This window comes from Gracilibacillus dipsosauri (assembly GCF_003176895.1).
In the GTDB taxonomy this organism is placed as follows: Bacteria; Bacillota; Bacilli; order Bacillales; family Amphibacillaceae; genus Gracilibacillus; species Gracilibacillus dipsosauri.
Map to the genome: position 1 here is coordinate 413,958 of NZ_QGTD01000004.1, position 26,442 is coordinate 440,399.

Genomic DNA, 26,442 nt, shown 5'->3' on the forward strand with positions numbered 1-26,442 from the left:
CATCCTCTACTCGTTAATTAAACCACCTCGTATAATGCTGTTGGTTCTTTCGGATCTGTATCATGAAGCGTGATTCTTTCACCTACAGAGAAACCGTATTCGGATAAACCATGTTCCACAGACATACGAGCTAAGTCTTTCATATTATTATCTTTACTTAAATGGGCTAAATAAATACGTTTTGTTTGATCATCTATGATATCTCTTAATGCTAAGGCACAATCTTCATTGGAAACATGGCCAGTATCTCCAAGAATTCTTCGCTTAACACTCCATGGATAGCGCCCCATCCGAAGCATCTCCACATCATGGTTAGCTTCAAAGATTAAGGCATCTGCTCCTTCTACTGTTTTCTTTATTCTTTCCGACACATAACCCAGATCCGTGACAAGGGCAACCTTCTTTCCGTTATGATGAAAGGTATAAAACATTGGCTCAGCCGCATCATGTGACACAGCAAATGATTCAACATCTATGTCACCAAAGCTCTTCGTTTCTTCCATTTTAAAAATAAATTTTTGATCTAGATCAATTTTTCCAATGGCTTGATCCATTGCCTTCCATGTTTTTTCGTTCGCATATATCGGAAGGCGATGCTTACGAGCAAAAATTCCGAGGCCTTTTATATGATCACTATGTTCATGGGTGACAAGAATTCTCGAGAGCTCTGCTGGATCAACTTGGATTTGATGAAATAGCCTTGTTAGCTCTTTCCCACTTAATCCAGCATCTACTAGGATTTTTTCCTTTTCTGTTCCGATATAAAAAGCATTCCCCGTACTACCGGATGCTAATACACTAAAGTGCATCGTCCTCTTCCTCCACTTCTCTTGTTGACATTAATTCTGCTAATACTTGATTGATGAAATGGTTGATTTCTGTTTGTCCCCAATCTTCCTCCAATGGTTGAATAGCTGAGGTTCCGACAGATTCCCCAATCAAATTCTTCATTTCCATCACAAAGTCATGTGCTTCCCTATTCGAGTTGTGACCTTCTACTGCATTAATATAAAAATAGGTGTTATCATCTACCTCAATTTCCCATGTAGGCAGTAGTACTTGTTCGCCATTAGGTAATGGAAGTAAGTTATGATATCCTAAATCCACTTCTGTAATTTCCGAGCCAGGGCTAATATTGCCATTATTAAATAATTTTGTGATTACTGTAAGTGGCATGATTAATTCCTCTACCGGCTGTTCCTCCGTTTTTTCTAGAATGGTTTGGACATAATGGGTCATTTCGCCATTTTCATTAACTTTGATCATCAACACACCGCTTAGATTATAGTAAATCGGATCGTCCAACTCTTGAAAAAAGATATACGTATTCGTCTGCTCATCTACAACATAATCCTCTAAGTTATATTGCTCATCATTCCAAATGTTTTCTTTGATACTCTCTTTTGTAGTATCTAAATCAAATGCCTCAGGTGAATCAAAATGAGAAACGATCATCGTATCGTCAATAATCACGGATTTCTGATTTGGCAGCTTATCGATTTCACTGATCTCTTCCTCGGTGAATTCTTTACTCTTTGCATTTAATGTTGCCGCTTTAGTCGGCTCTTCTGGAATATTATCTAGTCCCTTTAAATTCGTCGCAAGGTAATCTTCCTGTGTAGTTTCCTCTGTGTTGTAAGAAAGCTCTTCCTGTTGATTATCGATATATTGTCGAAGTAAAAAGATATCAAGTATGAGAAAGCATAGGATAAACAGTGTTTTAATTTGACCCCATTGCATTCGAATTCCCTCCTTGATTCTTTTGAACATTATTAGAAATAAACTGCATGCCTGTACTTGTTTCGATACACCATGATGGAATTAGGTCAAAAAATTGCGTACCTGCTTGCTGTTCTATTCGATAGCCAAGCTGTATATCATAAACTTCTTCCAGTGAAAAATCATTACTATCCTTTAAGTACTGGATTAAATCCTTCGCACTCATTAAATCGGTTTCTGCCCGATCATAAGGATAGGTGAGCTTCATCAATGGTCGATTATACTGATAAATCGTATTGTTCTGTATAACTACTGACATACTGGAAAGTCCATTATTGGAAAAGACTGGGAAATTTTCATACATCATGCGATATTCCACAAATTGATAGGCTGCATTTACATCGTATAAATGGTATTGAATGCTCTCATCCACTAGCCAGCCTTTATGTGCATTAATATGATCGATCGACCTTGTGATCAGTAAATCGGCTGGATCCTGTACTGTATTTAATTCATTTTGGTTATTCTGAGCTTGATCGTCTGTTACCGAGAAGTTGGTAAACTCTACATGATAGCCTTTGACGATCATTTCTCTCGTTCCATCTGAATAAACGGTCCCGCCTTCTGCATTCCTAGAGCTCCGTACACTGAAAGGGTTCGGGAAGAAAATACTTTTAAAAGAATTCGTATCTGCTTGAATCTCGGTATATCTGAATTTTCGACCTTTAATCGTTTGTTCTGTTGGAAGATATACGGTTTGTTCACTTAATTCTACTGGGACAAGAGTGTCGAATTCCTTCTCTGCTTGCAAATCGGTAACGTATTGGATGACCTGCGAAATGTTTTGAACCTGAGCTGTAATATCAATTCCATTAGGATCACTATTATCAAAAATAATCTGATTTGTCGTCCTATTTTCATCTAAGTATAGAATAATCCGTTTAAATTGATTATCAATGCGAATAGTTTCATTTGTTGTAAATAAATCAGGAATATATTGGGATGGCAGTGGCGTCGGAAAAACAATCTCTATCCTTTCTTTTTCTGTGTCTACCCCAATTCCTTCTTCAAGCATAGTAAAATCATATAGAAACCAATCAGATAGTGCTTGGAAGATTTCTAACTCATCCGTTTTCTGATGGAAGCCTAAATGTTCTTGATCCCAATGGAACACTATTTGAGAAGGCTTAATCAACGATTGTTTTGTTGCTTCCGAGCCTTCTAGCTGTGCATCTGTTGATCGGTCATTCGCTGATTCTTCATATTCCCCTTCATAATTCCATATCGCAAAAGTAAGCAATAAGCTTAAAGCAATGAGAAAAGTTAGTAGGATTGATTTAATCGCTTCGAATTTCATTTTTGATTACCCCGCTTTCGATTCTTTAGCGGTAGCGTGAAGTATATTGTCGTACCTTGTCCTTCCTTACTTGTCGCCCAAATATGACCATGATGTGCTTCAATTATTTCCTTGGAAATCGCCAAACCTAATCCAGTCCCTCCTAATTCACGGGACCTTGCTTTATCTACACGGTAAAAACGATCAAATATTTTGTCTACCTTTTCCCGGGCAATTCCCAAGCCTTGGTCTTTAATACTGAATTTCACTCTATTTTGCTCTTTTGCGAGCTGAAAGGTGATTTTACCACCCTCAGGTGAGTATTTAATCGCATTCGACATAATATTATCAATTACTTGAGTGATCTTGTCCTGATCAATTCTTGTTTTGATCTGTTCTTTTGGAAACTTTCTTTCAATCCCGATTACATCTGTCTTATTCATATCAAAGCGATCTAAAATATTTTCGACAAATGAGACAAGTTCGACCTTTTGCTTATTCATCGCCCCTTCTTTATGATCCATCTTCGATAATTGGAGCAAGTCATTCACGAGACGAATCATCCGATCTGTCTCATTTTGGGTCACTTCCAAAAATTGTGGTGCAATTTCTTTGTCCTCCCATGCCCCATCTGTTAAAGCTTCTATATAACTACGCATTGTCGTTAATGGAGTTCTTAATTCATGGGAAACATTCGATACGAATTCCCTTCTTTCCCGTTCTACCTTTTCCTGTTCAGTTACATCACTTATCACCGTGATTAAGCCATTAAAGTTCTCCTCTTCATCCTGCACCACAGAAAAACTAGCTCGAATCAAAAATAATTGGTCATCATCACTGAAGTCAATCGTTAGCGAGTTCGTTTCCTCTAGTTCTTTAATATCCAATACCTTTTCTTCGATTTGAAGGACATCGGCAATAGGTTTTCCCTTTGCCTCACTAAAGGATGTATCAATCAGGTTAATAGCAGGGTCGTTCATTAAGACAATTCTTCCTTTTTCATCTGTTGCGATCACACCTTCTGACATATTGGATAAAACAGAGCTCAATTTTCTCCGTTCTTCTTCTGTCGTCTGATTCGCAAGCTTCAACCTATCAGTCATATCATTGAAGGTCGTTGCAAGCTGGCCAATCTCATCAACCCCATAAACATTTACCTTTTTGGAAAAGTCGCCTTTGGCAATGACCATTGCTTGCTTACGCATTTCAGTTATAGGCTTTGTTATTGTTCGTGCTACAAGAATCCCTAAAATAATCGAAACAACAACCGTAAGAATGGTTCCACTCAAAAAGATTTTGCTAATTTCCTCTAGCTGATCATAAACATCTTCAATAGAGGCCTCGACTCTTACCGCCCCAACTGGTGTATTAGTGGCATTATCCATAATCGGTACCGTTTTTGCAATCATACGATCATTACTGTATCGGAATTTCTCCTTCTCCTCTTCCGCAAACTTTAATGCACCATTTATCGCAATATTACCAGTCACTCTTTTTCCGATTCTCTCTAAGTCTGAGTTCGCCCCAATGACACGATATTGGGAATCTATTACTTGGAGATCGGTAAAAATATCCCTTGAATAGCGATCAATAATATCACTAACGTCCTCTTGAAGGGTCGGCTCTTCCCCATTTTCTGGCCTTTTTTCCTGAAATGCCTCCTCTAAATTTGTTTTCAAAACCGTAAGGCGATCATCTAAGTTCGCTTCAAAGTTGGTGTTTAAATTCGTTTCCAATTTATCAAGAAAATATGCTCCAATCAGTTGAACAGCAAGCAATAGAAACAAGCTTAAAATGATAATTATTTTTAAACGAATCGATTGGAAAAAGCCCACTCTTTTCATAGAACATTACTCCTGTTCAGGATTTCGTAAATAATAGCCCACACCCCTACGTGTCACAATCCATAATGGGTTACTCGGGTTGTCCTCGATTTTTTCCCTTAATCGGCGTACCGTTACGTCTACCGTACGGACATCACCGTAATAATCATATCCCCAAACCGTCTCTAAAAGATGCTCTCTCGTCATGACCTGTCCGATATGACGAGCTAAATAATGTAGCAATTCAAATTCACGATGGGTTAATTCAATGTACTCCCCATCTCTTGTTACGGTATATGCATCTGGGTGAATGACAAGGGATCCAATTTCAATATCATTGGTATCGCGTTTTTGATTCGCAGGTTCTTGGTTGATTCTTCGTAAATTCGCTTTTACCCTTGCGATCAATTCACGATTGCTAAATGGCTTTGTGACATAATCATCGGCCCCTAGCTCTAATCCAAGCACCTTATCAATTTCTGCATCCTTTGCTGTTAACATAATAATCGGCATACTATGCGTTTTTCTTACCTCACGGCAGACCTCGTTTCCGTCTTTTTTGGGTAGCATAATATCGAGCAAGATCAAATCAGGATCTTCCTTCAACGCATACTCAATCGCTTGATCACCATCATAGGCACAAATGACGTCATATCCTTCTTTTTCTAAGTTGAACTTCAGTATATCGGCAATCGGCTTTTCATCATCTACTACTAAAATTTTCTGACTCATAAAAGCACGTCCTTTTTCTTTATATATTTTATCACAGCGGAAAATCTCTATTGCTGAGTGTCTCATGTTATCCTTTTACATAGGGATGGTCGTTAATTTCCCATCATCAAAAATCATAAGGATTAAACTTCTCCTAGTTACCTATTTTAACGTAAAAAAGCAAAAATGTCTTTTCTTCACTGTTTTTAATCGGCAAGCTATTGAAAAACCCTTGTTCCGTAGAGTTACGCGAACAAGGGTTAGTTATTATAATAAATCTTCAGGGCTCTTGACTAAAGATCCGTTTTTGTATACTTCAAAGTGTAAATGGACCCCCGTGGAATCACCTGTTGTTCCCATTACACCAATTTTGCTTCCTTTTTCTACTGTTTGTCCTGCTTTTACGCTGATAGAAGCTAAATGTGCATAAACTGTACGATACCCATTGTTATGGTTGATGACGATTTTATTACCATAGCCTCCGTCATCCCAGCCAGCTGATACGACAGTACCGTTATCGGCAGCTTTAATCGTCCGATTGCTTGGACCCGCAATGTCTATCCCTTTATGGAATGCACCCCACCTTTGACCGACATAGCTTGAGATATATCCTCCAACAGCTGGCCAAGCAAGGTCTCCAGATCCTCTAGATGGTACCACCTTCGTACCCTTAACAATAATTTTATCGGTTGCTTCTTCTGTAATATTTTCTTCAACGACGTCTGTGCTGACTGTTTGTCCGTTCACTTTTTGCACCTTATAGTGAACTTCCTTGGATCCATCTTTTCCTTCTTGCTTCACTTCTTCGTCGCCTTTATACATCTTCTCTGATTCTTCAGTTACTGTTTCATACTCAATCGTTTCTTCGACTTTCTTCTCTTCTGTAACAATCACTTTCACAAAAGGCTTCTGTTCTGTAACTTGAAGAACATCGCCAACCTTGATCGTAGAATCCTCGGTTAAACCTTCATTTAAAGCTAATAATGTATCTAACTCCAGGTCATGCTTCGCTGCTATCGATCCAAGCACATCCCCTTCTTGAACCTCATATTTTTTATTTTCTAGTGTCCCTTTTTCAAGTAAGGTGACACCTTCCTCCACTGTTAGAACCTCACTTGCCTGTACTTCCTCCTCAGAGGTGGTAATATCCTCTGATAATTCCACATCGACAATACGATTATCTCCAACTGCTAGATCTTTCGATGCTTCCTTTTTCGATTCTAACTGTTCTAAAACATCTTTACTGACAAATTTTTCTTTGTAGGCCTGAAGGACATCCTTCACCGCTTCTTCGCCTGCAAAATAGCCAACAAGCTTATCATCAATCGTTAAGGACTGTGCCTCTACTTGTACAGCTAATTCTTTCTCTATATAATCAAAAACTTCCGCTTCACTTGTTTGGGTTTCAAACACTGTTTCAGGGATATAAGTAATATCTCCTTCGATCGTGTATGTATAATCAGGCTGCTTGCTTTCCTTTTTTACCTTTTCTATTTTTTTCTCTATATATTGCTGCACATCTTCTTGGTTATCTACTACCCCTATGTGCTCGCCGTCTACATATACGTGATAGATCGTAGAAAGCTCCTTCTCGTCGGCAAAAACCGTTTGAGCAGATAAACACATGGCTATTACACCCGCAATAGTTGCAAGCTTCACAACCTTTTTATACTTACTAATCTTGCTTTCTCGCATGATAATAGTCCTCCTATTTCCCTATCATGGTTCTTTTCTTTATCTTTAATTCGAAGGAACCACCTCTAATAATCTAACATAGATCATCAGATTGTGAAAAGGGCTTACATCGAGATGTAACATAACTGTATAATAAAATCCATTTATTTACATAAACCTTCATTTTTTCTGCAAAATAGGAAGAATTAACTAACAAAATTCGCCAAATTTAGTTCTTTTCTATTAGAAGGGAGAAAAAATAAAACCCGAATATTATCATTTCCGATAACATTCGGGTTCTGTCAGCCAATTGGTCATTTTCACTTCTAGCTATAGACACTTCGGACAACATTAGTTTGTGAACGATCTGGTCCTACAGAAAACACAGATAACGGAATCCCTGTAAGCTGAGATACTCTCTCTAAATAATGACGAGCATTCTCTGGTAGCTCATGCAAGCTTTTGACACCCGTAATATCCTCTGTCCAGCCTGGTAGCTCTTCATAAACAGGTTCACAGTCTGCTAGCATTTTCAGGCTAGCAGGGAATTCCTCCATGATTTCCCCTTTATATTTATATGCAGTACAAATCTTTAATGTTTCGATTCCTGTTAAAACATCAATCGAATTAAGGGAAAGGTCTGTAATCCCACTAACACGTCTTGCATGCCTTACTACAACACTATCAAACCAACCAACACGACGGGCTCTTCCAGTTGTCGTACCATATTCATTTCCCACCTCGCGAATTTGATCCCCAATCTCGTCCTCAAGCTCCGTAGGGAATGGACCATCTCCAACACGAGTCGTATAAGCTTTGGATACACCTACCACATGGTCGATCTTTGAAGGGCCAACCCCTGAACCTATCGTCACTCCACCCGCAATTGGGTTAGAGGAGGTAACAAATGGATAAGTACCTTGGTCAATATCGAGCATAACACCTTGTGCACCTTCAAATAGTACACGACGGCCATCATCTAATGCATCATTTAACACAACAGATGTATCGGCAACATATTTTTTGAACTGTTGTCCATATTCATAATATTCCTCTAATATATCTTCTATTTTCATTAAGTCGGTTTCATATACTTTTTCAAACAAACGATTTTTTTCTTTTAAATTTATCTCAAGCTTTTCTCGGAAGGCGTCTTTGTCTAATAAATCAGCAATACGGATTCCAACACGTGCTGCTTTATCCATATAAGCAGGCCCAATACCCTTACGAGTGGTTCCTATTTTATTTGCACCCTTTTCGTCTTCTTGAAGGCCATCCAGCTTTAAATGATAAGGAAGAATAACATGGGCACGATTACTAATACGTAAATTATCCGTGCTCACCCCTTTATCATGGAGATAAGCCAACTCTTCTACTAATGCCTTCGGATCAATAACCATACCATTTCCTAATACACAAATTTTATCATGAAAAAAAATCCCAGACGGAATTAAGTGTAGTTTATACGTAATACCATCGAATTTTATCGTATGACCTGCATTATTTCCACCTTGATAACGTGCAACAACCTCTGCGTTTTGTGAAAGAAAATCTGTGATCTTTCCTTTACCTTCGTCTCCCCATTGTGTTCCCACTACGACTACTGAAGACATATACGGCACCCCCGCCTTAACGTTTTATTAATACGTTACCCATTTTACCAAGCGAAAAAGTGGATGTCAATCTGATTCACGAACATTTGAATAGTAGTTTTATAGAATGTTCGTTAATTGGCATTATAAAAAAACAGCTCCATTCTAGTTACGAAATGGAACTGTTTTTTTCCTCCTTATCCTGGTGGGATATCATCATCCCCATAGCGGTGATCTAAATCTACAAACTTATTATATTCTTTAACAAAGGCTAGTTCGACCGTACCAACAGGACCGTTACGCTGCTTTGCAATAATAATTTCAATAATATTCTGCTTCTCCGATTCCTGATCATAGTAATCATCACGATATAAGAAACCAACAATATCGGCATCCTGCTCAATACTTCCCGACTCTCGTAAGTCGGACATCATCGGGCGTTTATCCTGTCTCTGTTCCACACCACGTGATAGCTGTGACAAGGCGATAAGGGGAACATTTAACTCCCTAGCCAAGCCCTTTAAGGAACGCGATATTTCCGATACCTCTTGCTGTCTATTTTCCTTAGAATTCGCACTCCCTTGAATCAATTGCAAATAATCGATCAAGATCATACCGAGTCCATGCTCTTGCTTTAATCTACGACACTTTGATCTGATTTCACTCACTCTAATCCCTGGTGTATCGTCTATGAAAACACCTGCATTTGATAGACTACCCATTGCAAGAGAGAGCTTGCGCCAATCCTCTTCCTGTAATGCGCCGGTTCTTAGTCTTTGGGCATCGATATTCCCCTCGGCACACAGCATACGAGAAACTAACTGTTCTGCCCCCATCTCTAAACTAAAAATGGCTACATTTTCATTGGTTTTAATCGCGACATTTTGTGCAATGTTCAAGGCAAAGGCTGTTTTCCCCACTGATGGACGGGCTGCAACAATAATTAAATCATTGCGTTGAAAGCCTGAAGTGATTCGATCTAGGTCACGGAACCCTGAAGCAATTCCAGTAACCTCTCCCGTTGATTTGTGTAGTTCGTCTATACTATCATAAACCTCTATGAGGACATCTTTAATATTTTTAAAAGCAGAGGCATTCTTTCGGTTCGAGACTTCTAATATTCTCTTTTCCGATTCGTTTAACACTTCCTCCACTTCATCTTCCTTAGAAAAGCTATCTGTCACAATATCTGTCGCTGTGCGGATTAATCTCCTTAGAATTGATTTTTCCTCAACAATACGACAATAATGTGAAATATTAGCAGCAGTCGGCACCGCATTCGCCAGATCACTTAAATAAGAGACCCCGCCAATATCATCCAACAGCTTACTATTCGATAGGCTCGTTGTAACCGTAACAAGATCAATTGGTTCTCCTTTATCTGCTAAGCTCATCATTACTCGGTAAATTTGTTGATGACTAGAGCGATAGAAGTCCTCTGGTATTAATATTTCAGAGGCACTGGAGATCGCATCAGGCTCTAAGAAAATTGCACCAAGCACCGCTTGCTCTGCTTCTATATTATGTGGTGGCGTTCTGCCCTGTAATGCTTCACTCATAATTTGCCCCCCTTTAGCAAGAATGTGGAAGCATTTGTTTATGCTTCCACAACGTGTACTCGAATGGTACCAGAAACCTCTTGATGTAGTTTTACTGGAACTTCGGTATATCCTAATGAACGGATTGGTTGATCTAACTCAATCTTACGCTTGTCCATTTTAATATTATGGGATTTTTTCAGTTCCTCCGCTATTTGCTTACTTGTAATGGAGCCAAATAAACGACCACCATCACCAGACTTAGCTGTTAGCTTCACTTCCAGCTTTTCTAGTGTTTCTTTAAGCTGCTTTGCTTGTTCTATCTCTTCTTGCTCCTGCTTTTTTGCTTTATTTTTTTGTGCCTTTAATGCACTCATATTCGCCTGAGTTGCCTCTACAGCATAGTTATTTTTAAAAAGGAAATTGCGGGCATAGCCATCAGAGACATTTTTTACATCGCCTTTTTTCCCTTTACCTTTCACGTCTTTTGTAAAAATTACTTTCATTCCTCTTCACCTTCCTCATCATAATACTCATCGATTATATCCTTTAGCCATTCATAGGCATCAATGACAGAGATATCATCCAATTGGGTGGCAGCATTCGTTAAATGGCCCCCACCATTCATTCTTTCCATGATAACTTGAACATTGACCTCACCGAGCGACCTTGCACTAATTCCAATGCGTCCATCCTTACGCTCTGATATCACAAACGATGCCTCAATCCCTGTCATTGTTAATAACGTATCCGCCGCTTGAGCAATCACAACAGGTCCATAGGTTTCTCTCGAATTACCTACTGAAATCGCAATATTATGGCGATATACCTTGGTGTTTTCAATTAAACGACTCCGCTTCACATATATATCGAGATCTTCCTTTAAAAACTTCTGCACTAACACGGTATCTGCACCTCTTGAGCGCAAATACGAGGCAGCATCAAAGGTTCTCGATCCCGTTCGAAGTGTGAAGCTCTTCGTATCGACAATAATTCCTGCTAGTAATGCAGTTGATTCTAACATATTTAGCGTTAATTTGCTCGGTTGATACTCTAACAATTCTGTGACGAGCTCAGCAGTTGAGGAAGCATATGGCTCCATATAAACAAGTGTTGGATCTTCCACAAATTCCTCTCCACGTCGGTGATGATCGATTAAGACCACATGCTCGGTTTTATGGACAAGCTTTTCCTCTAGCATCAAGGATGGCTTATGTGTATCCACTACAACGACTAACGTATCCTTTGTCACAATATCTAATGCCCCATCTGGATCAATAAAATGGGACCAAAGTTCATCGCTTTCTCTAATTTCATCCACTAAACGCTGGACACCTGTATCGATATCATTTTCATCTAACACAATAAAGCCCTCAACATCATTGGCCTGTGCAATTTTCAGTACACCGATGGCTGCCCCAATAGAGTCCATATCTGGTGCCTTGTGCCCCATAATGAGCACTTGGTCGCTGCCCTTTACCAGTTCCTTTAATGCATGAGATATAACCCTTGCCCTTACTCTCGTTCGTTTTTCCATTGGATTTGTCTTTCCACCATAAAAACGAACCTTCCCAGACTCATCATCTTTAATAACTACTTGGTCTCCTCCACGTCCTAATGCTAGATCAAGACTGGATTGTGTCAGCTTTCCTAAGTCTGGCAGCAATTCACTTCCGAGACCAATACCGATACTTAACGTTAATGGAACATTTTTGTCAGTAATTAATTCACGAACTTCATCTAATATTTCAAATTTTTCTTTTTCTAGCTGTGTGAGAATATCTTGATTAAAAACAGCTAAAAATCGTTCCTGTGAGGTTCGCTTTAAATAAATCCCTCTTTCATTTGACCAATTATTCAAAAGAGAGGTTACCTGTGAATTAATTTGACTCTTCGCCGTGTCATCCATGTTCTGCGTTATTTCCTCATAATTATCCAAAAAGATAATGCCAAGAACCGTCTTTTCCTGCTCGTATAATGCTTGAATTTCTATTTCTCGTGTTCGATCAAAGAAGTAGAGGAGACGTTCTTCTTTTTTGTTATACACCTGATACTCAAATTGATCAAATTTTAGCCAGAAGGATTCCTTTCCCTCTCGCAATTGGGAAACAATACTATCAGATAACAAGGAGAGAGGTTCTCCTACCATTGTTTCCTCTTCTGTAAATTGATTCATAAAAGGGTTCGCCCAGTCGATTTGATATTCCTCATCGTACAGAACAATCCCAATAGGCATTTCCAATAACGCTTCTTCCCCGACCTTTTTGACACGATAGGACAAAGTCGATATATAAGCCTCCGTTTGATCGAGTAATTTTTCTTCTCTTCGGATACTATAATAAAGAGAGAGACTAAAAAAAACAGTCATTATTAAGCCAATGACCCACTGAAAATAAAAAATAAATACTAATAATATAAACGAGAGAAGGTATATTCCAATAATATGTCTTCCCATCGTCGGCTTCTTCCATAATTTTGGCATAGCTGTCAGCTCCTAACCAAGTGACAAATCCTACTTCGTAATCCTCTTTTTTAAATCAAATCCTAAATCAATTATACCTAAGATTCGAACGAAATAAAAACCTATAAAAGGAAAAAATACAAGGACGAGTATGCTAACGATCGGTAAAGCTGTTGACTTTACTTTGACATAGCTATAGTAAAAGATAAAGGATAATCCTTGTAAGATCAAGAGGGTTCCTGCCAAATTAGATACATTCATAATGATATCATAAAATAGTGTGGCATCATTATTCCCTCCCATTAATGACAGCATTAAGGTAATAAAATATATCCACAAAATCAGCTTCGGTAACTGAAAATTTCGAAATGCTGGGAAAGCATATTTTTTTTCTGCTGTGCGATTGAGCCATTTATAGGTGAGCCATTGTGTAATAAGGGCCAAAACCATAGAAATAACGACTAATATAAAAGGAATGAGCTGAAGAACTCCTAGCATTTGTTCACGAATTAATTCAAAATCCTCGATAGAAAGCTGAATCATTCCAAACGTTTCAAACAATTCTCTCGTTCTATTTAAAGACTCATTCATCATTTCCTTATAGGAATCTGCTATAGAATATTGTAGCACTATTTCGATAAACGCATAGGCTCCAACAAGTCCGAACAAATATCCAGCCGTCCCTTTTAACCAGGTTTCATACGGATGTTGCTTTTTTTGAATCGAAAAACCGATCATTATTCCGCTTATTAATGCAAGAAAGGTAATCGGAATCGAAACTGCCGGATAAATGATAAAAGACAGAAAAAACAGCACCATCACGGTCACATAAAATAACACACGCTCACCATGAAGCATGAGTAAGATAATCGGTATGGGCATTAGCATGATTGTAAATATCTCTGTAAATGGTAAGAATATCGTTACCATATATAGCAACAAGTAAATACTTATATAAAGGAAGTATTTTTTGTCTATTTTGTTGTTTTTCAATCTTCATCCCCCTTATGGAAGCTAAACTATTATACATTTTACACTAAACGAGAAGTGATTGTTAGCTTCTATTTTACCATCTAGATTCACCTATCACCTAATGATTATGATTATGGTATGATTAATTAAAAGTGAGGAGGAGGAATAAAATGATAAAAACGATAATATTTGATCTGGATGATACGTTGCTATGGGATAAAAAAAGTGTGAAACAAGCGTTTGAAGATACTTGCCTATTAGCAACTGAAAAATATGGAGTAGATGCTCTCAAAGTAGAGGATGCAGTTCGCGAAGAGGCCCGTAAGCTATATCAAAGCTATGAAACCTATGAATTCACTCAAATGATTGGAATTAATCCTTTTGAAGGACTCTGGGGTAATTTCCTTGATGATCATACATATTTTAAAAAAATGGCCGAAATCGTACCGAACTACCGAAGAGATGCTTGGATTAATGGACTGAAGCAAGTAGGCATAGAGGATGAAGAATTTGGTGAACATTTGGCCGAGCAATTCCCAATTAACCGAAAAAAGAACCCATTTGTTTACGAAGAAACCTTTACGGTATTGAACAAGCTAAAAGGGCACTATCAATTAATTATGTTAACGAACGGCTCTCCCGATTTACAAAATACCAAATTAACGATCACCCCAGAATTAAAGAACTATTTTGACCATATCATTATCTCTGGAGATTTCGGTAAAGGAAAACCAGATCCTTCCATATTTGAACATGTGCTAGAAGTAGCAAATGTAGAGAAGGAGCATGCCATCATGGTTGGAGATAATTTGATGACAGATATATTAGGTGCCAACCGTACAGGTATCAAAAGTGTTTGGATCAACCGCGAAAACAAACAATACAATGAAGTAAAGCCAACCTACGAGATCAAGCACTTAGAAGAATTATTGGAATTACTACAATAATGGAAAAAAGCTCTCCTAATGCAGGAGAGCTTTGATTGTTTTATGCGATTATATTGGGAAAATCTCTATCATTTTGATGATATCAAGGTTTATCTTGGTTATCCTGCTTAATAGCTTGATTATTCACTCGATATCTTCACATCACTTGAATTACAGTTCCATTGCAGTTAATTTTTCGATTTCATCGATTTGCTTTAATGCTTCTATCTCTTCTTCCTCTAAATATTTGTCTACAGTTAGAATCATAATAGCTTCTCCGCCAATGTCCGAACGGCCTACTTGCATTGCTGCGATATTAATATTTTTCTCTGCAAACATACTTCCCACTTTTCCGATAACACCAGGCTTATCATTATGCTTAATGACAACTAAATTCCCCTCAGGAACAACGTCCACACTATATGCATCTACCTGTACAATTCTTGGTCCTAGACCGTTTAATAAAGTACCTGCAATAGATCGTGTCACTTCTTTTGTTTTCACTTCCACACGTAGTAAGTTAGTAAAGCCTTTCGGAGTAGAGGATTTGTTTTCATTCACTTGAATGCCTCGCTTCTCTGCTAAATAAGAAGCATTCACATCATTGACGTGGTCCCCCATGTGACGCTTTAATAAACCTTTTATCGTATTACGTGTTAATGGTGCTACTTCGATTTCTGTCAAATCTCCAGAATAGGAAATATTAATTTCTTCAATAACTCCAGTTGTAAAATAAGTTAAGAAGGTTCCTAATTTCTCTGATAAGTGGAAATATGGTTCGATCTTATTCATCACTTCTTTAGGGACAGATGGTAGGTTTACAGGATTGCGTGCAACGCCCTCTGTTAAATAACGTACAACATCATGGCTAACATCAATGGCAACATTTTCTTGTGCCTCTACTGTACTGGCACCTAAATGTGGTGTTGCAATAACCTCTGGCAATTCCAATAAACGATGATCCGTTGCCGGTTCTTCTTCGAAAACGTCTAAGGCTGCTCCTGCAACTTTACCAGACTTAATGGCATCATATAGTGCTTCTTCATCTATAATTCCACCACGAGCACAGTTAATGATTCGAACACCGTCTTTCATTTTGGCAAATGCCGCTTTGTTCAGCAAATGCTTTGTATCTTTAATCAATGGTGTATGTACGGTAACAAAATCTGCTACTTTAATAACATCCTCTACCGATCCGAAATCTACGCCTAATTTATCCGCTCTTTCCTTTGTTAAAAAAGGATCATATGCAATAACATTCATGCGCTGACCTTTGGCACGTGCTGCCACCTCAGCTCCGATACGTCCCATTCCAATAACGCCAAGAGTCTTCCCTTTTAGTTCCACGCCGACATGTGTTTTTCGATCCCATTTCCCATTTTTCAATGCTAAAAATGCTTGAGGAATTTTTCTTGCTAATGACATAAGCATTGCCACTGTGTGCTCTGCTGCAGAATTTGTATTTCCATCTGGTGCATTCACGACAATAATCCCGTATTCTGTTGCAGCACTTAGGTCAATGTTGTCTACACCAACACCTGCGCGACCAATAATTTTTAAGTTTGTTGCTTGGCTAATAATATCTCTCGTAACCTTTGTTTGACTTCTAACAAGTAAAGCATCATATTCACCAATTTTGTCAGCCAACTCATCTGCTGAAAGGCTTGTTTGTACATCTACCTCGATATTGTCTGCTTCTCTTAATGGTTGAATACCATCTTCACTTAATGGATCACTAATTAAAACTTTAAATGCCATGATTGTCCCTCCAAATAATAGAATTACTCCATGTTAGCCAAATGAACGTGAAGCTTTTCACTTTTATCTTATTCTATAAATATTATATCACTTCTGTCGCGATATAAATACTAGATTGCAAGTTCTCATCTTCTATAAAAAACTTTTCTTTATCATAGCAGAAATAGGCTAATTGTCAAGGTGTTTCCAACTGATTTCCTTGATATAATTCGTGTTTTTGCTCTCAACTAGATAATAAAACTGTATTTTTCTATTAATTAGGCCTCCAAAACCGAACATTATATGATCTGAAATAAGTTTACAATCGTTTAAAAGGAGCTAATAATAGCATGTGTCATTAGTATGTAAAGTAAGACTTTGCTCGGTAAGATCTTACATACGGTTAATGCAGTATGAAAAAAGCACCATAGGAATTATCCTATAGTGCCTTCAACCTATTTATTCACTTACATATGGCAATAAAGCCATTTGACGAGCACGCTTAATTGCTCTAGTCAATTTACGTTGATATTTTGCAGAAGTTCCTGTTACACGACGAGGAAGAATTTTTCCACGTTCAGAAACGAAACGTCTTAATAACTCAACATCTTTATAGTCAATGTGTGTAATACCGTTCGCTGTGAAATAACACACTTTACGACGCTTAGCGCGTCCACGACGAGCTGCCATTATACATAACCTCCTTCTTGCTATGAATTAGAAAGGTAAATCATCGTCGGAAATATCAATTGGTTCTCCACTATTTTCAAATGGATTATCATTTTTATTTCCTTGATTATTTGAATTGTTTTGGTTAAATTGATTGGCTTGACTTGCTTGGTTCTGATTTTGATTATTATAGCTTTGTGATCCTCCAGATTGTCCACCTGAGGAACCACCCTTAGACTCTAAAAACTGAACAGAGTCTGCTACGACCTCTGTAATGAAAACACGTTTTCCATCTGGGTCATCATAGCTACGGGTTTGTAATCGTCCATCTACTCCGATAAGACTACCTTTGCTCATGAAGTTCGCAAGGTTCTCTGCTGGTCTTCTCCAAACAACACAATTAATAAAGTCTGCTTCTCTTTGACCTTGTTGATTAGAGAATGGACGGTTTACTGCTATCGTAAAGTTAGCTACTGCAACTCCACTTGGTGTATAACGCAAGTCTGGATCTTTCGTTAACCTGCCGACAAGAACGACACGATTTAACATCAGAACCACTCCTTATTATTGATCGTCTTCACGAATTGCCATATAACGAAGAATGTCATCAGAGAAATTCGCTTGACGATTGAATTCGTTAATTGCTGTTTCATCACCTTTAAGGTTAATAATTACATAGTATCCATCACGGTAGTCATTGATTTCGTAAGCAAGACGTTTCTTACCTACTTCTTCAACTTTCTCGATCTCCGCACCATTACTTGTAAGGAATCCATTGAAACGCTCAATTAAAGCAGTTTGTGCTTCCTCCTCTACATCTGGGCGGATGATGTACATAATTTCATATTTATTCATCCGTTTACACCTCCTTTTGGTCTTAGCGGCTCTATGATTATCATAGAGCAAGGAGTAACAACTCTCATTACTCACAATACGATATTATACCAAATTAGCCTTCTCATTGCAAATTTATTTCAAAAGGCTTGTCCATTTTGGATTTTGAGCGTATGAATAAAGATGTCAAACAGGTGATACAGACTATACGTTAAAGCGGAAATGCATAACATCTCCGTCTTTCACCAAGTATTCCTTTCCTTCTAATCGCACTTTCCCTTTTTCTTTAGCTACTTGCATCGATCCAGCTTCCATTAAATCATCATAGGATACGGTCTCTGCACGGATAAAGCCTTTTTCAAAATCGGTATGGATAATTCCTGCTGCCTGTGGTGCTTTGATTCCCTTTTTAAATGTCCAAGCACGCACTTCTTGCTCACCAGCAGTAAAATAGGTCGCTAAACCAAGTAATTGGTAAGTTGCTTTAATCAGCTGATCTAATCCAGACTCAGGAATACCGAGCTCTTCTAAAAACTCTGCCTTTTCCTCACCGTCGAGTTCCGCTATTTCGGATTCCACCTTTGCACTTACAACGATTACTTCTGCTTGATCTGATTTGGCAAATTCTTTTACTGTTTGTACATTTTCATTGCTATCCGCATCGAGTAGCTCGTCCTCCCCTACATTGGCTACATATAAAACAGATTTACTTGTTAGTAAATGTAGGCCTTTCACAAGCTTCTCCTGCTCTTCTGTAAAAGAAACCGCTCGAGCTGGTTTTTCTTCTTCAAATGCATCCCTTAATTTAGCTAAAACCTCAAATTCAGCCATTGCTTCCTTATCTTTCTGTTTCGCCATTTTTTCTACTCGAGAGATGCGTTTTGTTACAGTTTCTAAATCTGCTAAAATGAGTTCTAAATTGATTGTTTCTATATCCGAAATAGGGTCGACTTTCCCAGATACATGTGTAATATTTTCATCCTGAAAGCAACGTACCACATGGCAAATCGCATCCACTTGGCGAATATGGGAGAGGAATTGATTTCCTAAGCCTTCTCCTTTACTCGCCCCTTTCACAATTCCTGCGATATCAGTAAATTCAAATGCCGTTGGTACGGTCTTTTTCGGTTTCACTAATTCTGTAAGTTTTTGAAGCCTAGTATCTGGAACCTCTACGATCCCTACATTTGGATCTATCGTACAAAACGGGTAATTTGCCGACTCTGCGCCAGCTTGTGTTATTGCATTAAACAAGGTTGATTTACCTACATTAGGCAAACCAACAATTCCTGCTGTTAAAGCCATTCATTCCACTCCTTAAGGATATCGTCCAATTGAACGTTTCAGTCATACCAATTATAGTAATACTTTTTATACTTGACAAGTTATTAAAAAGCCAAATTGCAATTGTTTAAGCATGAAAATCCTTACTTTCTTTTCAGTAAAAAAATTGTTCTTCAGTATACAACTAATATGAAAATAATAAATTGTTTCACGTGGAACAATTTTATTCTGATGCGTGCTCTAATATTTTTTTTAATTTTTGTTCAAACCTTCTTCTAGGAATCATGACACTATGTCCACATCCCTCACACTTAATTCGAATATCCATCCCCATTCGAATCACCTTCCAGCGATTTTCTCCACATGGATGTGGTTTTTTCATCTCTACGATGTCATTCAAATGAAATTCCTTCCGTTCCATTTCTTTTCACCTACTTTTTTGCAATATCTTTCTTTATTATACTATATATTAACTTTTCTTCGTAAAAGGATAAAGAAAAATGGCTAAAAGTAAGTATAAATTTAGTAAACCATATAGCGGATAAAGCCATGCAATTAAATTAGAAAAACCAACCTTTGTCAGAGGGATTAAAATAATAAGCGTAATGATGGCTAGCTTCCATAAAGCGATAGGAATGACCTTCCTAATCCTCGTGACAATTCCTAAAACACTTGAAATTGCAGTAGTAAAAATGGCAAACCATAATAGTATCGACATGATCACATAAGTATATGTTGGGTAGTTTTTCAAAATCGCAAACAAGGGAATCTCATACAAAATGATAACCTCTGAGATTTGAATTAAACTATTGTTATAAATATAAGAAATAATTCCAAGCACAAGCCCACTACCTACACTTGCAATGATTATCTCACCAGTTGACTTTATTTTCTCCCCGACTGCACTTATTACCGCAATAATCGATAAGATATTTAAGGCTGTAAAAGTAAACGCCGTATACCAATTTTTTTGATGTTTCCAATCTATTAGATAGCTTAAGCCTTCATCTATATTATATTTGATCAGAATAGATAACAATCCGACAATTAATAATGGAAGAATAAAAGAGTTGAGGACAACGGCTCCATTGATTCCTTTCATAAATACTAAAACAATAATGATGGATATAAATACGATGCCTACCCATGAATAAATCTTGACCGCCTCAAAGGTTGCCCCACTCCCTGCTATCATCACAACGGTCGTGGACATCAAATAAAAGAAAATGAGTATATCATAATATTTTGCTACTTTTCTACCTAATAATAATTCCAACACGGATAAGTAGTCTGTGGTTTGATGGATGTAGCTGATCTTCATCGTAATAAAAACAGAAAATGTAAAAAATACAACAAACAAGAGAATAGCAAGTCCACTTTCATGCCCAAAAAATTGCCATAATTCTCTCCCTGAAGCATAACCTGCCCCTACCATCGTGCCAATAATTAAAAACATCCACTTAAGGCCTGATCTCCACATAGCTTTCCTCCATAATACTGACATACTATATTAAAAGTATGCAGATAATGGGTCAGCTATGAGGCTTGTTTTATATTTTAAATGAAGAAGAAGTCTAATCGGTGATGATCAGACTTCTTGTTTTTTTCTTATGCTATTTTTCCATTTTCTCAAGGATACGATTTAAGTCATCCTCTGAATAAAACTCAATTTCGATTTTTCCTTTTTTCTTTCCTTTATTTATTTTGACATTGGTGCCAAAATAATCTTTTAGATGATTTTCTCTTTCCTGTAAGAAAATATCTTTTTTTACCTTTTTTTCATTCTTCTCTTTTTTCTTTTCATTAATGCTTTGAATCAACGATTCTACTTGTCTTACATTTAGCTTTTCAGTCGTTATCTTATTCACTAATGGTATAAGCTTTTCTTTGTCCTTAAGTCCTAACAATGCCCTACCATGTCCCATTGAAATGGCACCATTATTAATCTTGGCAATAATCTCATCTGGTAAACTAAGTAAGCGAATGAGATTCGCAATATGGGATCTACTTTTGCCTAATCGTTGTGCTAGTGTTTCTTGAGTGATTCCAAGCTCATTAATTAGTCGGTCATAAGCATTAGCTTCTTCAATAGGAGTTAGATCTTCCCGCTGTATATTTTCAAGTAGTGCCAATTCCATCATTTGTTCATCAGAAAGATCCTTGACGATAGCAGGAATTGTCTCTAAATTTGCTTCTTTTGCTGCTCGATAACGCCTTTCTCCAACTACAATTTCATAACCCTTAATGCTTTTACGAACGATTAATGGTTGGAGGATCCCGTGTAAAAGGATCGATTCCTTTAATTCCTCAATAGCATCTGCTTCAAATACTTTTCTTGGCTGATATGGGTTCGGTCGGCATTTTGAAAGCAAAATTTCTTCAATCTTTTCGTCCTGCTCATTTATCTCTAAGTCTGGAAAAAATGCATTGATTCCTTTACCTAGGCCTTTAGCCATTTGCAATCACTTCCTTTGCTAACTCAAGATAAACCTCTGCCCCTTTGGATTTAGGGTCATAAGAAATGATTGGTTGCCCATGACTTGGAGCCTCTCCTAACCGCACATTCCGAGGGACAACAGCCTGATATACTTTACTTTGAAAATATTTTTTAACTTCTTCTATTACCTGAATACCTAGGTTCGTTCTAGCATCTAGCATCGTTAATAATACCCCTTCAATCATTAGTTGATTATTTAGGTGTTTTTGTACTAAACGGATTGTATTCAACAACTGACTTAATCCTTCTAGTGCATAATACTCACATTGAACAGGGATTAGAACAGAATCTGCTGCTGTTAATGCATTTATCGTTAATAACCCTAATGATGGAGGGCAGTCGATGATGACATAATCGTATTCCTCTTTCACACTATCAATCGCTTTTTTTAATCGAATCTCGCGGGATATCGTGGAAACTAGTTCAATTTCTGCACCAGCCAGTTGAATAGTAGCAGGAATTATATCTAAGTTTGGAACATTTGTGCTAACAAGAACATCAGAAACCTCCATGTCCTCTACCAATACATTATACACACATGTGTCCACATCAGCTTTATTTATTCCTAGACCACTAGTAGAATTCCCTTGTGGATCGATATCAACAATAAGTATTTTATGGTCTAAATGAGCCAAACAAGCACTCAAATTAACAGAGGAAGTAGTTTTTCCTACTCCACCCTTTTGGTTTGCAACCGCGATTACTTTTCCCATGACGTCACCTACCTATTACGCCTTTCCTTCAAAAAATTTTTCATGCTACTCTATTATAACACTACTACTCTCTTTTTTTTGATCAAAAAACAAAAAATTCGTCAAAATACTTCTTGAGAATTAGAATAGGCTCGTATTTTCACGAAATTCTGTTAAGTATAAACAAAAAAATAACCCATCTTTCCTAGAAAAGATGGGAATGTTTATTATTTCTTTTTTGGAATCTTTATCGTTATTTGGTAATAGTCATCGAGATCCTGTTCATCTGTTTCAAGGTCGATTCCTGTATCACTTACCATATTCAAGGATTGTCTAATCGTATTCATCGCAATCCTCATGTCTTTATTAATACCTTTCAGTCTTGGTTTTTTTGGAGGCTCTTTATCCTGCATGAGTCGCTGTATGTAAGATTCAGCTTGCTTTACATTCCATTCCTTTTCCACAATTTGTTGTAAAACCTTTAGTTGAATCTCTTCATCTTTTATAGCTATAAGTGCCCTAGCATGTCTTTCGGTTATTTGCTTATTTAATATTGCTTGATGTACTTCTTCCGGCAATTTTAAAAGTCTCATCTTATTGGCTATCGTTGATTGACTTTTACCTAATCTTTGAGCTAGCGCCTCTTGCGTAAGCTGATGCATCTCTATTAACTTCTCGTAGGCCCTTGCTTCTTCAATCACCGTTAATTCTTCTCTTTGGAGATTTTCAATTAAAGCGACAGAAGCTGTTTCTTTATCTGTCATTTCTCGAATGATGACAGGTACCTTTTCCCAATCAAGACTTTTAGCTGCTCGCCATCTTCTTTCACCAGCAATTATTTCATGAATTCCCTCTTCATCTGATGGGCGGACAACTATAGGCTGAATCATCCCATGTGTTTGTAAGGTTTGAGCTAATTCTTGTATTTTTTCTTCATCAAAAATAGACCTAGGCTGGTACTGGTTAGCTATAATCTTTGAAGTTTCCATAAATACTACTTCGTCTTGTAGTTTAGTAGTTTCTACTGGGTCTAGCTCTAATTCTTCCTCTTCATCTTCTACTTTATCACCTAAACCAAACAATTTGCCAAATGGGTGTAACATAGACAAACACCACCTTTATTTACTAAAGCGAATGATATAAAAATATAATATATAATAATTCCATATTGGATAATGATAGAAAAGGAGAAAAACTTGCTTTCTTCTTATACAAGCAAGTCTACGTAGCTATTTCTTCCTTTATGTTTCACGTGAAACAATTCGTACATAATCTCCCCTTATATTTTATCATAAAAAAATTAAAAGAAGGTAGTAAAATCAATTTTATTTATTTTTATTCTATTGGTGATTTATTCGGTACACCAGGTTTGCGTGGGTATTTTTTTGGTGTTTTTCTTTTTTTCTGGATAAAAATAAGGTTTCGTTCCCCATTGTCATCTGGTAAATCAAACGTCTCCATTCTTTCTACTTTACCACCTAAAAGCTCAATAGCTGAATCCGCATCCTTTAATTCTTGCCCTGCATTTGAGCCTTTCATTGCTATAAAAATGCCGTTTGTACGTGCTAACGGTAAGCACAGCTCACTCAATACTGACATCCTCGCTACAGCCCTTGCAATAACTATATCAAAATGATGTCGGAATTGTTCGTTTCTACCGAATAATTCCGCACGATCATGATAAAAGGAAACACCCGATAATCCTAAATTTGCTGCCAAATGATTTAAAAATCCTATTCTCTTTTGCAAGGAGTCTACAATGGTCACTTTAATTTCTGGAAAACAGATTTTCAATGGAATGCTCGGAAAACCAGCACCTGCCCCTACATCACAAATATGAACCTCCTGATTAAAATCAAAATAAAAGGCTGCCGTAATGGAATCATAGAAATGTTTGACAAATACTTCTTCCTTTTCTGTAATCGCGGTTAAATTCATTTTTTTATTCCACTCAACTAATATTTGGTAGTATTGGTTGAATTGAGCTATCTGATGGTCAGATAGCTCTACTCCATTACTTTTAAGCTGTTCATAAAATTGACTCATATCCATTGACCTAGACTCCTTTTACTAATTTTATTCATTAGATACCTTGGCGACATTCCCTTGTTCAATATAGACGAGCAGGATGGATATATCTGCTGGGTTAACACCTGAAATACGAGAGGCTTGAGCAACCGATAATGGTTGAACCTTTTTAAGTTTTTCTCTTGCTTCCGTAGCAATACCACTTATAGCATCATAATTAATATTTTCAGGTATAAGCTTATTCTCCATTTTCTTCATACGATCTACTTGTTGATTGGATTTAGCAATATATCCTTGATATTTAATTTGAATTTCGACCTGTTCTTTCACATCTCCTGCCAAATCCTTCTCAGACGGACATACTTTTTCGATAACCTCATAGGTAACTTCTGGTCTTTTTAATAGGTCATAAGCTAATATACCATCCTTTAGCCTTGTACCACCTATTTCTTCCATAATGGTTTGAAGTTCCTCCGTTGGTTTTAGTCGAATGCTTTGTAATCGTTCTTTTTCTTCTTGAATTAGCTGTTTTTTCTCTTCGAATTTTTGATAACGTTCCTCCGTAATTAATCCTAGCTTATACCCTATTTCAGTTAAACGCAAATCTGCATTATCATGTCTTAGTAGTAATCGGTATTCCGCGCGTGATGTTAATAGTCGATATGGCTCATTTGTTCCCTTTGTTACAAGGTCATCGATTAACACACCAATATAAGCCTGGGAGCGATCCAGAATTAACGTATCCTTGTCTAACGCCTTAGCTGCAGCATTAATTCCTGCCATAATTCCTTGACCAGCCGCTTCCTCATATCCTGACGTCCCATTGATTTGGCCTGCTGTAAATAAACCAACAATATTTTTCACTTCTAAAGTTGGCCATAATTGGGTTGGTACGACTGCATCATATTCAATCGCGTAACCTGCACGCATAATTTCCGCTTCTTCGAGACCAGGTATGCTTTGTAATATTTCTTTTTGAACATATTCTGGTAGTGAGGTGGAAAGTCCTTGTACATATACCTCTTCTGTATTCCTTCCTTCTGGTTCTAAGAAAATTTGGTGTCTTGGTTTATCATGGAAACGCACAATTTTATCCTCGATTGATGGACAATAGCGTGGTCCTGTACCTTTAATCATTCCGGAATACATGGCGGATAAACCTAAATTATCGTTGATGATTTCATGTGTTTTTTGATTTGTATAGGTTAACCAACAAGGAATTTGATCGACGATTGCTTTCGTTGTTTCATAGGAGAAATGCTCCGGATGTTCATCACCTGGTTGAATTTCTGTTTTACTATAATCAATCGAATGGTTGACAACTCTTGGTGGTGTCCCTGTCTTAAAACGAACAAGCTCAAAGCCCAATTCCTCTAGGTTTTCGGCTAGTTTGACACTTGCCCGCTGATTATTTGGTCCACTCTCATAAGAGATATCCCCGATAATGACACGGCCACGCATAAAGGTTCCTGTCGTAATAATCACGGAATTCGCGCGATAAATGGCCTTCGTTTCTGTAATGACACCCTGACATTTGCCATCCTCTACAATTAGCTTCTCAACCATACCTTGCCTTAAGGTAAGATTTGGCTCTTGTTCTAATGTTTTTTTCATTTCTTGAATGTATAAGGGTTTGTCTGCTTGAGCACGTAAGGCACGAACTGCAGGACCTTTCCCTGTATTCAGCATACGCATTTGAATATAGGTTTTGTCAATTACCTTTCCCATTAATCCACCTAATGCATCGATTTCTCTTACTACAATTCCTTTTGCCGGTCCTCCAATAGATGGATTACAAGGCATAAAAGCAATCATATCTAAATTCATTGTTAGCATTAACGTACTAGCACCGCGTTTGGCTGCTGCATGTGCTGCTTCTACTCCAGCATGTCCAGCCCCTATTACAATTACATCATATTGACCAGCTTCATATGTTGCCATCGCTGATC

General features: G+C 37.6%; 24 protein-coding genes. 1 reads left to right on the top strand and 23 read right to left on the bottom strand.

Features of this window, described 5'->3' with window-relative positions:
• Nucleotides 1-17 precede the first annotated feature (17 nt).
• The 11 genes from DLJ74_RS03815 to DLJ74_RS03865 all read right to left on the bottom strand — a co-directional run bounded on the left by DLJ74_RS03815 (nucleotide 18) and on the right by DLJ74_RS03865 (nucleotide 13,847).
• Complete coding sequence (locus tag DLJ74_RS03815) at nucleotides 18-809, bottom strand: MBL fold metallo-hydrolase (protein WP_109983427.1); 792 nt, start codon at nucleotides 807-809, stop codon at nucleotides 18-20.
• Nucleotides 799-1,740 carry a two-component system regulatory protein YycI gene (locus tag DLJ74_RS03820; RefSeq protein ID WP_181397424.1) on the bottom strand — a complete coding sequence of 314 codons (942 nt, stop codon included), beginning with the start codon at nucleotides 1,738-1,740 and terminating at the stop codon, nucleotides 799-801. The genes DLJ74_RS03815 and DLJ74_RS03820 overlap by 11 nt, the downstream gene beginning before the upstream one ends.
• Nucleotides 1,721-3,076, bottom strand: coding sequence for a YycH family regulatory protein (locus DLJ74_RS03825; RefSeq protein WP_109983429.1), 1,356 nt, complete (start codon nucleotides 3,074-3,076; stop codon nucleotides 1,721-1,723). Before DLJ74_RS03825 ends, DLJ74_RS03820 begins: the two co-directional genes overlap by 20 nt.
• Nucleotides 3,073-4,899 (bottom strand): cell wall metabolism sensor histidine kinase WalK, encoded by a 1,827-nt coding sequence (gene walK, locus DLJ74_RS03830; protein ID WP_109983430.1) that lies wholly within the window; start codon nucleotides 4,897-4,899, stop codon nucleotides 3,073-3,075. The genes DLJ74_RS03825 and walK overlap by 4 nt, the downstream gene beginning before the upstream one ends.
• A gap of 6 nt (nucleotides 4,900-4,905) precedes the next feature.
• Entirely contained in the window at nucleotides 4,906-5,610 is a 705-nt protein-coding gene (yycF, locus tag DLJ74_RS03835) for a response regulator YycF (protein WP_109983431.1), read from the bottom strand.
• 246 nt (nucleotides 5,611-5,856) lie between these two features.
• Nucleotides 5,857-7,284, bottom strand: coding sequence for a peptidoglycan DD-metalloendopeptidase family protein (locus DLJ74_RS03840; RefSeq protein WP_109983432.1), 1,428 nt, complete (start codon nucleotides 7,282-7,284; stop codon nucleotides 5,857-5,859).
• 305 nt (nucleotides 7,285-7,589) lie between these two features.
• Complete coding sequence (locus DLJ74_RS03845; RefSeq protein ID WP_109983433.1) at nucleotides 7,590-8,876, bottom strand: adenylosuccinate synthase; 1,287 nt, start codon at nucleotides 8,874-8,876, stop codon at nucleotides 7,590-7,592.
• 176 nt (nucleotides 8,877-9,052) lie between these two features.
• Nucleotides 9,053-10,414: a replicative DNA helicase gene (dnaB, locus tag DLJ74_RS03850; RefSeq protein WP_054788566.1), complete on the bottom strand. Its 1,362-nt coding sequence runs from the start codon at nucleotides 10,412-10,414 to the stop codon at nucleotides 9,053-9,055.
• Between the two features lie 38 nt (nucleotides 10,415-10,452).
• A complete protein-coding gene (rplI, locus tag DLJ74_RS03855; protein ID WP_109983434.1) occupies nucleotides 10,453-10,899 on the bottom strand; it encodes a 50S ribosomal protein L9 in 447 nt (148 codons plus the stop codon).
• Nucleotides 10,896-12,875: a DHH family phosphoesterase gene (locus DLJ74_RS03860; RefSeq protein ID WP_109983435.1), complete on the bottom strand. Its 1,980-nt coding sequence runs from the start codon at nucleotides 12,873-12,875 to the stop codon at nucleotides 10,896-10,898. Before DLJ74_RS03860 ends, rplI begins: the two co-directional genes overlap by 4 nt.
• A gap of 30 nt (nucleotides 12,876-12,905) precedes the next feature.
• Complete coding sequence (locus DLJ74_RS03865; protein WP_054860828.1) at nucleotides 12,906-13,847, bottom strand: YybS family protein; 942 nt, start codon at nucleotides 13,845-13,847, stop codon at nucleotides 12,906-12,908.
• Between the two features lie 149 nt (nucleotides 13,848-13,996).
• Between DLJ74_RS03865 and DLJ74_RS03870 the strand changes: the two genes are divergently transcribed.
• Nucleotides 13,997-14,773, top strand: a complete 777-nt coding sequence (locus DLJ74_RS03870) for an HAD family hydrolase (protein ID WP_109983436.1) — start codon at nucleotides 13,997-13,999, stop codon at nucleotides 14,771-14,773.
• 150 nt (nucleotides 14,774-14,923) lie between these two features.
• Here DLJ74_RS03870 and serA read toward each other — a convergent pair whose 3' ends face one another.
• The 12 genes from serA to mnmG form a co-directional block, all read right to left on the bottom strand.
• Complete coding sequence (gene serA, locus DLJ74_RS03875) at nucleotides 14,924-16,510, bottom strand: phosphoglycerate dehydrogenase (RefSeq protein WP_054788568.1); 1,587 nt, start codon at nucleotides 16,508-16,510, stop codon at nucleotides 14,924-14,926.
• 438 nt (nucleotides 16,511-16,948) lie between these two features.
• Nucleotides 16,949-17,179, bottom strand: a complete 231-nt coding sequence (gene rpsR / locus DLJ74_RS03880; protein WP_054788569.1) for a 30S ribosomal protein S18 — start codon at nucleotides 17,177-17,179, stop codon at nucleotides 16,949-16,951.
• Nucleotides 17,180-17,206: 27 nt separating this feature from the next.
• Nucleotides 17,207-17,707 (bottom strand): single-stranded DNA-binding protein, encoded by a 501-nt coding sequence (gene ssb, locus DLJ74_RS03885; protein ID WP_054788570.1) that lies wholly within the window; start codon nucleotides 17,705-17,707, stop codon nucleotides 17,207-17,209.
• A 15-nt stretch (nucleotides 17,708-17,722) separates the two neighbouring features.
• Nucleotides 17,723-18,013, bottom strand: a complete 291-nt coding sequence (gene rpsF, locus DLJ74_RS03890) for a 30S ribosomal protein S6 (protein ID WP_054860830.1) — start codon at nucleotides 18,011-18,013, stop codon at nucleotides 17,723-17,725.
• A 183-nt stretch (nucleotides 18,014-18,196) separates the two neighbouring features.
• Nucleotides 18,197-19,297, bottom strand: coding sequence for a redox-regulated ATPase YchF (ychF, locus tag DLJ74_RS03895; protein ID WP_109983437.1), 1,101 nt, complete (start codon nucleotides 19,295-19,297; stop codon nucleotides 18,197-18,199).
• A gap of 202 nt (nucleotides 19,298-19,499) precedes the next feature.
• On the bottom strand, nucleotides 19,500-19,697 hold the full coding sequence (locus tag DLJ74_RS03900) for a DUF951 domain-containing protein (RefSeq protein WP_054788572.1): 198 nt from the start codon (nucleotides 19,695-19,697) through the stop codon (nucleotides 19,500-19,502).
• A 48-nt stretch (nucleotides 19,698-19,745) separates the two neighbouring features.
• A complete protein-coding gene (locus DLJ74_RS03905) occupies nucleotides 19,746-20,756 on the bottom strand; it encodes a hypothetical protein (protein WP_109983438.1) in 1,011 nt (336 codons plus the stop codon).
• A gap of 133 nt (nucleotides 20,757-20,889) precedes the next feature.
• Nucleotides 20,890-21,732: a ParB/RepB/Spo0J family partition protein gene (locus DLJ74_RS03910; protein ID WP_109983439.1), complete on the bottom strand. Its 843-nt coding sequence runs from the start codon at nucleotides 21,730-21,732 to the stop codon at nucleotides 20,890-20,892.
• Complete coding sequence (locus DLJ74_RS03915; RefSeq protein ID WP_109983440.1) at nucleotides 21,725-22,486, bottom strand: ParA family protein; 762 nt, start codon at nucleotides 22,484-22,486, stop codon at nucleotides 21,725-21,727. The genes DLJ74_RS03910 and DLJ74_RS03915 overlap by 8 nt, the downstream gene beginning before the upstream one ends.
• A gap of 206 nt (nucleotides 22,487-22,692) precedes the next feature.
• On the bottom strand, nucleotides 22,693-23,568 hold the full coding sequence (noc, locus tag DLJ74_RS03920) for a nucleoid occlusion protein (RefSeq protein ID WP_109983441.1): 876 nt from the start codon (nucleotides 23,566-23,568) through the stop codon (nucleotides 22,693-22,695).
• Nucleotides 23,569-23,800: 232 nt separating this feature from the next.
• Nucleotides 23,801-24,517, bottom strand: a complete 717-nt coding sequence (gene rsmG / locus DLJ74_RS03925) for a 16S rRNA (guanine(527)-N(7))-methyltransferase RsmG (RefSeq protein ID WP_109983442.1) — start codon at nucleotides 24,515-24,517, stop codon at nucleotides 23,801-23,803.
• 24 nt (nucleotides 24,518-24,541) lie between these two features.
• Nucleotides 24,542-26,434, bottom strand: a complete 1,893-nt coding sequence (gene mnmG / locus DLJ74_RS03930) for a tRNA uridine-5-carboxymethylaminomethyl(34) synthesis enzyme MnmG (RefSeq protein WP_109983443.1) — start codon at nucleotides 26,432-26,434, stop codon at nucleotides 24,542-24,544.
• Between the last annotated feature and the right edge of the window lie 8 nt (nucleotides 26,435-26,442).

Coding starts and splice junctions, on each gene's coding strand:
- walK (WP_109983430.1), bottom strand. CDS start 4,899: ATGAAAAGAGTGGGCTTTTTCCAATCGATTCGTTTAAAAATAATTATC.
- DLJ74_RS03900 (WP_054788572.1), bottom strand. CDS start 19,697: ATGGAACGGAAGGAATTTCATTTGAATGACATCGTAGAGATGAAAAAA.
- ssb (WP_054788570.1), bottom strand. CDS start 17,707: ATGTTAAATCGTGTCGTTCTTGTCGGCAGGTTAACGAAAGATCCAGAC.
- DLJ74_RS03845 (WP_109983433.1), bottom strand. CDS start 8,876: ATGTCTTCAGTAGTCGTAGTGGGAACACAATGGGGAGACGAAGGTAAA.
- DLJ74_RS03840 (WP_109983432.1), bottom strand. CDS start 7,284: ATGCGAGAAAGCAAGATTAGTAAGTATAAAAAGGTTGTGAAGCTTGCA.
- dnaB (WP_054788566.1), bottom strand. CDS start 10,414: ATGAGTGAAGCATTACAGGGCAGAACGCCACCACATAATATAGAAGCA.
- mnmG (WP_109983443.1), bottom strand. CDS start 26,434: ATGGCAACATATGAAGCTGGTCAATATGATGTAATTGTAATAGGGGCT.
- noc (WP_109983441.1), bottom strand. CDS start 23,568: ATGTTACACCCATTTGGCAAATTGTTTGGTTTAGGTGATAAAGTAGAA.
- rpsR (WP_054788569.1), bottom strand. CDS start 17,179: ATGGCAGCTCGTCGTGGACGCGCTAAGCGTCGTAAAGTGTGTTATTTC.
- DLJ74_RS03905 (WP_109983438.1), bottom strand. CDS start 20,756: ATGTGGAGATCAGGCCTTAAGTGGATGTTTTTAATTATTGGCACGATG.
- rpsF (WP_054860830.1), bottom strand. CDS start 18,013: ATGAATAAATATGAAATTATGTACATCATCCGCCCAGATGTAGAGGAG.
- DLJ74_RS03870 (WP_109983436.1), top strand. CDS start 13,997: ATGATAAAAACGATAATATTTGATCTGGATGATACGTTGCTATGGGAT.
- DLJ74_RS03915 (WP_109983440.1), bottom strand. CDS start 22,486: ATGGGAAAAGTAATCGCGGTTGCAAACCAAAAGGGTGGAGTAGGAAAA.
- DLJ74_RS03860 (WP_109983435.1), bottom strand. CDS start 12,875: ATGCCAAAATTATGGAAGAAGCCGACGATGGGAAGACATATTATTGGA.
- DLJ74_RS03910 (WP_109983439.1), bottom strand. CDS start 21,732: ATGGCTAAAGGCCTAGGTAAAGGAATCAATGCATTTTTTCCAGACTTA.
- ychF (WP_109983437.1), bottom strand. CDS start 19,297: ATGGCTTTAACAGCAGGAATTGTTGGTTTGCCTAATGTAGGTAAATCA.
- serA (WP_054788568.1), bottom strand. CDS start 16,510: ATGGCATTTAAAGTTTTAATTAGTGATCCATTAAGTGAAGATGGTATT.
- DLJ74_RS03825 (WP_109983429.1), bottom strand. CDS start 3,076: ATGAAATTCGAAGCGATTAAATCAATCCTACTAACTTTTCTCATTGCT.
- DLJ74_RS03820 (WP_181397424.1), bottom strand. CDS start 1,740: ATGCAATGGGGTCAAATTAAAACACTGTTTATCCTATGCTTTCTCATA.
- DLJ74_RS03815 (WP_109983427.1), bottom strand. CDS start 809: ATGCACTTTAGTGTATTAGCATCCGGTAGTACGGGGAATGCTTTTTAT.
- yycF (WP_109983431.1), bottom strand. CDS start 5,610: ATGAGTCAGAAAATTTTAGTAGTAGATGATGAAAAGCCGATTGCCGAT.
- rplI (WP_109983434.1), bottom strand. CDS start 10,899: ATGAAAGTAATTTTTACAAAAGACGTGAAAGGTAAAGGGAAAAAAGGC.
- rsmG (WP_109983442.1), bottom strand. CDS start 24,517: ATGGATATGAGTCAATTTTATGAACAGCTTAAAAGTAATGGAGTAGAG.